Origin of the sequence: Nocardioides lacusdianchii, from assembly GCF_020102855.1 — a bacterium.
Classification (GTDB): domain Bacteria; phylum Actinomycetota; class Actinomycetes; order Propionibacteriales; family Nocardioidaceae; genus Nocardioides; species Nocardioides lacusdianchii.
In genome coordinates, this window is sequence record NZ_JADHZD010000045.1 from 1 (window position 1) to 1,261 (window position 1,261).

The 1,261-nt window shown below is 66.1% G+C and carries 1 protein-coding gene; it reads left to right on the forward strand.

Features of this window, described 5'->3' with window-relative positions; all coding sequences use genetic code 11:
- Positions 1-72: 72 nt before the first annotated feature.
- The gene (locus IRX98_RS22385; protein WP_443683848.1) at positions 73-1,254 is read left to right on the forward strand and encodes an IS30 family transposase; all 1,182 of its coding nucleotides are present in this window, start codon (positions 73-75) and stop codon (positions 1,252-1,254) included.
- Positions 1,255-1,261 lie beyond the last annotated feature (7 nt).

Here is a 1,261-nt window from a genome sequence, read left to right on the forward strand (position 1 = left end):
CTTGGGCTCAAGGGCTGGATGCAACACCTCTGATCTGAGGGGTGTCCTGTGCGTCGCAGCCGTGTGTGTCCGATGTCGGTCCGGGTGGAGTTCTGGGCGCTGGTCCGTGAGGGTCTGACCGTCGCCGAGGCCTCGGTCGAGGTGGGCGTGTCGAGGTTCGCGGGGATGGATTGGTACCGCGAGCGTGGTGGTGTGATGCCCCGATCGCGTCCGCCGGCCACGAAACGCCCCCGCCTCACCCTTGAGCAACGTGAGGAGATCGCGGTCCTGTATGCCGCGAAGGTGTCAAACGCTGAGATCGCCCGCGAGGTGGGCTGTCACCCAGCCACGGTCGGACGTGAGCTGGCCAGGGGCTCGACCGTATTCCCTGATCGGCGTGCGAAGTACCGGGCGAGTACGGCCCAGCTCGCGGCCGACCACCGTGCCCGACGCGTCCGGGGCGGGAAGCTGGCTGGCAACCCTCGACTGCGCGAGAAGGTGCAGGATCTGCTGGAGGAGGAGCTGTCCCCCGAGCAGATCTCGGCACAGTTGCAGGTCGAGTTCCCCAACGACGCGGAGATGCGTGTGAGCCACGAGACGATCTACCAGGCCCTGTACGTCCAAGGGCGCGGTGAGCTTCGTCGTGACCTGCACAAACGACTACGCACCGGACGTGCCGTACGTAAGGTCCGCCGCGTCGAGGGCGAGCGGCGTGGCCGGATCCCGGGCATGGTCAACATCAGCGAACGCCCCGCCGAGGTCGCCGACCGGGCCGTACCTGGGCACTGGGAAGGCGACCTGATCATGGGTTCGACGGCGTCGAACTCAGCGATCGGGACGCTGGTCGAGCGCGCCAGCAGATTCGTGATGCTGCTGCACCTGCCCGACGGGCACGGCGCTGACGCGGTCGCTGCGGCCATGGTCGAAACGATGAGCCGGCTACCCCAGACCCTGCGTCAGAGTCTGACCTGGGACCAGGGCGTCGAGATGACCTCCCACGCCAACATCACAGAGGCCACCGGTCTGGAGATCTACTTCTGCGACCCCCATTCACCCTGGCAGCGCGGCACCAACGAAAACACCAACGGCCTGTTGCGTCAGTACTTCCCCAAGAGCACCGACCTGTCGGTCTACCAACCCGACTACCTCGACCACGTCGCGGCCAAGCTGAACCGCCGCCCCCGCAAGACCCTGAGCTGGCAAACTCCCGCACAAGCCCTCGACGACCTACTGTCGAACCCACCAAAACCAACCGGTGTTGCATCCACCGCTTGAATCCACC